The following is a 7,168-nucleotide window of genomic DNA, read 5'->3' as shown; positions in this document are numbered from 1 at the left end:
TTACCAAAATCTGACGGTGAAGATTAAAGTCCGCTGGCATCTTCCCAAATCATTTGGGTATGACACCTACAATGGCACTACTTCTACGCTAATACACATTGCTAACGGAGTGTGGTTAGAAACAAGGAAAAGACCGCGAAATGTAGTGGCAACTATTGAAAGGATCACAGAAGAAGAATTCATTACAATGGTTGATGAAGCAGCAAACAAGTAACTGAAATCTGTAGTTAGTGGCAGAATTCAGGAGGAGGCAGTGCGATGGACGGGAACTCCTGCATAAAGCAACTGCCATTCAGAAGTGAGGAGTCAGGAGTAAAACAGTCTCTGCATTTGGCTTCGAAGCTGAGATTTTTTGCCTGACGCTTGTTGCAAAGTACTATATAAAAGTAGGAGAGCATTATGGGAGCTATAAAACGCCGCAAAATGCTGAATTTAACTGTCTTAGGCTCCCTGAACTGGGCACTTGGATGCGTGCCAAAAGCACCACTGGGGCAACTACCACCTCTTGCGCCGACTCCTCTTAATGAGCAAAGGACTGCTTTGATGAAAGATACTGTCCTGGTAATTGGTGCTGGTATCGCTGGTATAGCAGCGGCCAGAATTCTCCACGCCCAAGGATTGAAAGTGACTATCCTAGAAGGACGCGATCGCATCGGTGGTCGCATCTGGACTGACTATTCTTGGACAGATACACCCATTGACTTAGGTGCTTCTTGGATGAATAGTATGAGTAATAACCCGATCGTTAAGCTAGTTAATGAATTTAAAATCAACATAATCCAGACCCAATATCACGCACCTGCATCTATCTATACTACAGATGGCAAGTTACTGACAGAGAACGAGCAGGCGGGAATAAAAACCCGCTTTCAGCAAGTAATGTCTAAGTTAGAAAGAGAACGGGAAGCACTCAATCACGATCTGCCATTAAGTACAGCATTTGAACGGGCAATCAACTCTCAAAATCTACCAGTTAAACAGCAGCGTGAACTCAGACATTTTATCCACGCACTTGTAGAACAGGATTATGCAGCCGATGCTAAAGACCTTTCTCTGTGGTATTGGGATGAGGCTGATGACTTTTACGGTGGAGATGCGATTTTTCCGGGTGGCTACGAGCAAATTATCGACAAACTCGCAGCAGGGTTAGATATCAAACTAAAGCAGATTGTTCAAAAGATTGAGTACAACGACAAACGAGTAAAACTAACTACTAATCAGGGGGTCTTTGAAGCCAGACGTGCCATAGTTACAGTGCCACTAGGAGTATTGCAGAGCGGTGCAGTGACATTTTCACCACCTTTACCACAGCGCAAAGCTGCTGCAATTAAAAACCTGCGTATGGGTGTACTCAATAAACTTTGGCTGCGCTTTCCTCAATGTTTTTGGCCCAAAGATAGCGAGTGGTTTGAATATATAGGTTCAGAAATCGGTGTTTGGTCAGAGTTCTTTAACTTCTTTAAGTACTCCGGCAAACCGATTATCGTCGCTTTGAATGTCGGCACACACAGCCGGGAACTCGAGAAATTATCAGACCAAGCAATTGTCGCTGAGGCAATGAAAGTCCTGCGCCAAATGTACGGAACATCAATTCCTAATCCCGACGCGTGGCAGGTAACGCGTTGGGCATCCGATACTTTTGCTGGTGGATCTTACTCTTACATTTCACCTGGTGCTACAGGTAGAGACTATGATGCGTTAGCCGCACCAGTTGGTCAAAGTCTCTTTTTTGCTGGGGAAGCAACACATCGAAAGCAATATGGAACAGTTCAAGGTGCATACCTCTCTGGAGTACAAGCTGCAAAAGCTATTGTAGAACTGGCGATCGCTAATAGTCCGCTATTGATTGCGTCGAAGAACTCGAGAATTTACCACGTTTCTCCAGATTGTTTGGACGTGCAAAATATCCCACCAGAAAATCGAATTGAGGGCCCAGCAGCTAGCAAAGGTCGCAAGCGCCATTTAGACTGCCCGAGAAAGCCAAGTACACCAGAAAAATAACTGTGTGAACTTTTTAAAGTATTTCTTGATCAAAATCTAGCATCTACCAAAAATGAAAATTATTAAGGCAACTGAAAAATATGAGGATTGGCTACGCGATCGCATAACTTTGATCCAAGAAGACTTGGAATCCAAGCACGAGTATATGGCGGGCGGTCTCTACGATTTTATGCGAGCCACATTCTATCGATGGATACAAATATGGCTAGAAAATTTTGCTGACCTTGATTCTGCGCCAGTTGTGCTGGCTGTAGGAGACCTACACACAGACAACTTTGGTACGTGGCGTGATATCGAGGGTCGCTTGATTTGGGGAATCAACGACTTCGATGAAGCTTACCCACTACCCTATACATTTGACCTAGTTCGGCTAGCAACCAGTGCCTACATGGCCATCAGTGAGGATGACAGCTCGATTGAGATGCAATTGATCAGTAACGCCATTCTCGCTGGTTATAGAAAGGGGTTGAAGTCTGGCGGCGAACCATATGTGCTAGCTGAGTATAATGCATGGCTGAGAGACTTAATGCTAGTGAGTCTTAAAGATCCACTAGATTTTTGGGAAAAGCTCGACATGCTTCCGACCTTAAAACAAGATTTACCTGAGGAGGCCAAGCAAGCTATTGAAAATACTCTGCCAAGACCAAAAATACGTTATCGACCAGCACACCGTACCGCAGGTTTGGGTAGCTTAGGAAGGCGTCGTTATGTGGCCCTGATCAAACTCTGTCGTTCCCATGCAGCCCGTGAAGTGAAAGAACTAACAGCCTCAGCCTGCTTATGGGCGTTGGGCGACAAGGGTTCAAGTACAATCTTCTACACGAATATCCTGAATAACGCTGTTCGCTGCCCTGACCCATTCTTACAAGTGTCTGATCGCTGGGTCGCCCGTCGCCTCTCGCCAGATTACTCTCGTGTTGAACTGACATCTTTATCTGAGAACAATCTTTACAAGCTTCTTGAGGCTATGGGTTGGGAGACGGCTAACGTGCATCTAGGTAGTGAGGCTGACGTAATTAAGGAAGTTCTTAAGGACTTGAAGAACCGAGAGGAAGATTGGCTAAGTAAAGCAGCCGATAAGATGTGGGAAGTAACATCTGATGACTTTAATGATTGGCAGGACTATTGGGAGGGACAGGTGATAGAGATTTAAACGCTTCTATTAATTTGAAGCAGGCGGCCAGATCGGTCGTGTCAGCTTGTGGACTGGATAGTGCCGACACTTCCAGGTTGAAGCAAGAAGAAAATGTTAGCAATTGTTAGTATTTTTGGATCGGAAGCGGTTACCCCATACAAGCATTAGAGCGATAAAAAGAAACAAGGGAGATGGGGAAGACAAGGGAGAAAATTTTACCTTGTCCTCCTTGTCTCCTCTTAATAAGGCCACTTCCAATCACGAATTTCCGGTACATCGTCGCCGTACTTCTCAATGTAGTGCTTGTGTTCAATCAGCTGATCTTGCATCTGCTGTTTGACATAAGCTGCCCTATATCCTAGTTTGGGTACGCGATCAATTACATCAATTACCAAATGGAAGCGATCTAAATCGTTGAGAACAACCATATCAAAGGGAGTGGTGGTAGTTCCTTCTTCCTTGTAGCCACGCACATGGATGTTTTGATGATTAGTGTGGCGGTAGGTTAGACGATGAATTAGCCAGGGATAGCCATGAAAGGCAAAAATGATGGGTTTGTCGGTGGTGAAAATTGTGTCAAAGTCTTTTTCACTCAAACCGTGGGGATGTTCGCTTTTTGGCTGGAGTGTCATCAAATCGACTACGTTTACTACTCGCACTTTTAAATCTGCGAAATGCTGACGCAAAATGTCTACAGCCGCCAAAGTTTCTAAGGTGGGAATATCCCCAGCACAAGCCAGGATTACATCTGGTTCACCACCTTGGTCGTTGCTTGCCCATTCCCAAATGCCGATGCCTTTGGTGCAGTGCTTGATAGCAGAATCCATATCAAGGTATTGCAATGCTGGCTGCTTTCCAGCAATGATGACGTTGACATAGTTGCGACTTTTTAGACAATGGTCAGTTACCGACAGCAGAGTGTTGGCATCGGGGGGCAAATATACTCGAACGATCTCGGCTTTTTTGTTAAGTACATGGTCGATAAAACCGGGGTCTTGGTGAGAGAAACCATTATGGTCTTGTCGCCAAACGTGAGAGGTAAGTAAGTAATTAAGGGAAGCAATCGGTCTACGCCAGGGAATATGTTTGGTGGTTTTCAACCATTTGGCGTGTTGGTTGAACATGGAATCAATGATGTGGATGAATGCCTCGTAGCAAGTGAAGAATCCGTGACGACCTGTGAGGAGATAGCCTTCTAACCATCCTTGGCAAGAAGTTTCGCTGAGAATTTCCATCACCCGACCGTCGGGGGAAAGGTGGTCGTCTTCGGGGTAAATCTCGGCTTCCCAAACCCGGTCTGTAACTTCCAATACAGGGTCTAGGCGATTCGATGCCAATTCGTCGGGGGCAAAGATGCGGAAATTGCGACTTTCTTGGTTAAGTCCCATGATATCCCGCAGGAATTTGCCGGTTACTTTGGTAGCTTCTGCGATCGCCTTCCCTGGTTCAGGAACATCTACAGCATAGTCTTGAAAGTCCGGCATCTTCAGGTCATGCAGCAAAATGCCGCCGTTAGCGTGGGGATTGTCACCCATGCGTCGATGACCTTTGGGAGCCAGTTCTGCTAGTTCGGGAATCAGTGTGCCGTTAGCGTCGAAGAGTTCTTCTGGTTTGTAACTCTTCAGCCAATCTTCTAAGAGTTTCAAGTGTTCTGGCTGTTTGGCTATATTGCCAAAGGGAACTTGATGCGATCGCCAATAACCTTCGGTTTTTTTACCATCCACTTCCTTGGGCCCTGTCCAACCTTTGGGGGTTCGCATGACAATCATCGGCCAGTGGGGACGTTCGGTGAAACCATGTACACGGGCTTCCCTTTGGATACTTTGAATTTCGGCGATCGCAGTTTCTAGAGTCGCCGCCATCTGCTGGTGGACATCTGCGGGATCGTCACCTTCTACAAAGTATGGTTTGTAGCCGTAGCCTACAAATAAACTCTCTAACTCATTATGGCTAATCCGTGCCAATGTCGTTGGGTTAGCAATTTTATACCCATTCAGATGCAGAATCGGCAGTACAGCACCATCACGTACAGGGTTAAGAAACTTGTTGGAATGCCAGCTAGTTGCTAAAGCACCTGTTTCGGCTTCACCATCGCCGACAACAGCAGCAACAATTAAGTCAGGGTTATCAAAGGCAGCACCATAAGCGTGGACGAGGGCATAACCTAATTCCCCGCCTTCGTGGATCGAACCAGGAGTTTCCGGTGCTACATGACTGGGAATACCACCGGGGAAAGAGAACTGTTTAAAGAGTTTCTGGATTCCTTCAGCATCCTGGGAGATGTTGTGGTAATACTTAGTGTAAGTGCCTTCTAAGTAGGTGTTGGCTACCAGTCCAGGGCCGCCATGACCGGGGCCAGCAATGTAGATTGTGTTGAGGTCATATTTTTTAATCACCCGATTCAGGTGAACATAGATAAAGTTCAGCCCTGGCGTTGTTCCCCAGTGCCCCAAAAGCCTGGGTTTGACGTGTTCCAGCTTTAGGGGTTCTCTTAGTAGCGGATTGTCCAATAGATATATCTGCCCAACGGAAAGATAATTAGCTGCACGCCAGTAGGCGTTGATCTTCCGTAATTCTTCATCTGTTAAAGGCTTTGTTTGTGGAGTCGTTGCTAATGTCATGATCGACACTCCATTTTAAAAGGTTTTTGATGGATTCATCCGTGAGCAATTTTACTTGTTTTCTAGATGATGGACATCTACCCGTGATGAATTTTTTCAGCCTTTGTGACAAATTCCCTGGTTTTGGGCACTGGATAGAAAGCAGTGTCTACCAATGGTTACACCTTTGCTATTGATTAATACTATCAATCGGAATTTTCTTCGTCATAATTATCTAGTTGTAAAGTGTAATCTAATGCTATTTTTAGCATTAATAAATAATTACTAGAAAGAGTTCATAATTTTCGGATTAATCGCTGCTTATCGATAACAACAATTTGATAAGAAAGCACCACTGACTCTTGCGTTAAACCACCTTCGCCTGAAGGTATGATAATTGTACCTGGTATAATAGCGCGTTGCAGATTAGTGGTTAGAGGAACTACTATTGATGTTGTTGTAAACTGAGCTAGTCGATCTCGCTGAACAATGATAACTGGTCGGATACCTGATTGCTCTGAACCTCGACTCGGATTCAAATCAGCTAAATAAACATCTCCTCGCATCAAACTGCGTCCTCTTGTTGAAGTTGGGAGAGATAATCAATTAAAACGGATTCTGCAAAAGCTAAATCTTCATCAGCAAACTCAGCTTTCAATGCAGCAGCCTCAACATCAGAAATAGCATCCCAATGCTGAGTTAGTTTTTTTTTCTGAAGAGAAATAGCAAAATCTAATACTTCTTCTTGACTAGACTTGGGCAATTGGGACAATATTTCCAGCAGTTGCCTGTGAATAGTTGCAGTTGGTTTTTCTGGCATTGCCACATTTCCTAGATTAATAGATAGAGTATGTACTCTAATGTTCTCATGCTTCAAGCTTTACTTCTTTTTGAAGTATCCATTACAGCTAAACTAGTACAGGTGGGCGTAAATAAGCAGACCATTAAAAAGCCCTAAAGAGCTTATTCCATAATACTTTTGACTTTTGACTTTTGACTTTTGACTTCCGCCTTGCGGTACTAGTAGTCCGTCAAGTTTAAATTGAGGGGTATTAATTTAATTCGTAGTTGCGCTTTAGCGCTAAAGCGCAACTACGAACCCTTCAAAACTAGCTTGACGGACTACTAGCTAGATGCAGAGCAATTAATGACCTAATTATTAATTTCCAATAAACCAGGCGGTGGCGTAATTTCAATGCGATTAGATTTTAAGTCTACTACTGGTGCGATCGCTTCCACAAATGGAATCAAAACAGTCATTTGTTTTTTGTCATTTGTCATTTGTTTTTTGTCATTTGTCATTTGTTTTTTGTCATTCTTAAAGTCAGTCAAGAACCAGCATGGACTGACAATTTTGGTAAATCTCTACGCCAATGGCTGATGCAACAGAGACATACTCCCATTAAAACACTCAGCTTATTTTCTGGTGGTG

The 7,168-nt window shown here is 44.3% G+C and carries 6 protein-coding genes and 1 pseudogene; 3 read left to right on the top strand and 4 right to left on the bottom strand.

The genetic code is table 11. The features are described from left to right. The 3 genes from LC605_RS29955 to LC605_RS29945 all read left to right on the top strand — a co-directional run. On the top strand, positions 1–214 hold a 214-nt coding region (locus LC605_RS29955), incomplete at its 5' end, for a hypothetical protein (protein ID WP_229551064.1). A gap of 185 nt (positions 215–399) precedes the next feature. Next, positions 400–2,001, top strand: a complete 1,602-nt coding sequence (locus tag LC605_RS29950) for an FAD-dependent oxidoreductase (RefSeq protein ID WP_229551063.1) — start codon at positions 400–402, stop codon at positions 1,999–2,001. Between the two features lie 52 nt (positions 2,002–2,053). Further along, a complete protein-coding gene (locus LC605_RS29945) occupies positions 2,054–3,154 on the top strand; it encodes a DUF2252 family protein (RefSeq protein ID WP_229551062.1) in 1,101 nt (366 codons plus the stop codon). A gap of 221 nt (positions 3,155–3,375) precedes the next feature. On the opposite strand, the gene LC605_RS29940 is transcribed toward LC605_RS29945, so the two are convergent. The 4 genes and pseudogenes from LC605_RS29940 to LC605_RS29925 form a co-directional block, all read right to left on the bottom strand. Beyond that, entirely contained in the window at positions 3,376–5,757 is a 2,382-nt protein-coding gene (locus LC605_RS29940) for a phosphoketolase (RefSeq protein ID WP_229551061.1), read from the bottom strand. A gap of 275 nt (positions 5,758–6,032) precedes the next feature. Continuing rightward, positions 6,033–6,302, bottom strand: coding sequence for a type II toxin-antitoxin system PemK/MazF family toxin (locus LC605_RS29935; protein WP_229551060.1), 270 nt, complete (start codon positions 6,300–6,302; stop codon positions 6,033–6,035). Next, positions 6,302–6,556 carry a hypothetical protein gene (locus LC605_RS29930; RefSeq protein ID WP_229551059.1) on the bottom strand — a complete coding sequence of 85 codons (255 nt, stop codon included), beginning with the start codon at positions 6,554–6,556 and terminating at the stop codon, positions 6,302–6,304. Before LC605_RS29930 ends, LC605_RS29935 begins: the two co-directional genes overlap by 1 nt. Positions 6,557–6,888: 332 nt before the next feature. Continuing rightward, positions 6,889–7,014, bottom strand: a pseudogene (locus LC605_RS29925) (ribosome maturation factor RimM); the annotation flags it as partial. Positions 7,015–7,168 lie beyond the last annotated feature (154 nt).

This window comes from Nostoc sp. CHAB 5836, assembly GCF_020829445.1.
Lineage (GTDB): Bacteria > Cyanobacteriota > Cyanobacteriia > Cyanobacteriales > Nostocaceae > Nostoc.
The sequence above is the reverse complement of the archived record's forward strand: the minus strand, read 5'-3'. Positions and strand labels throughout refer to the sequence as shown.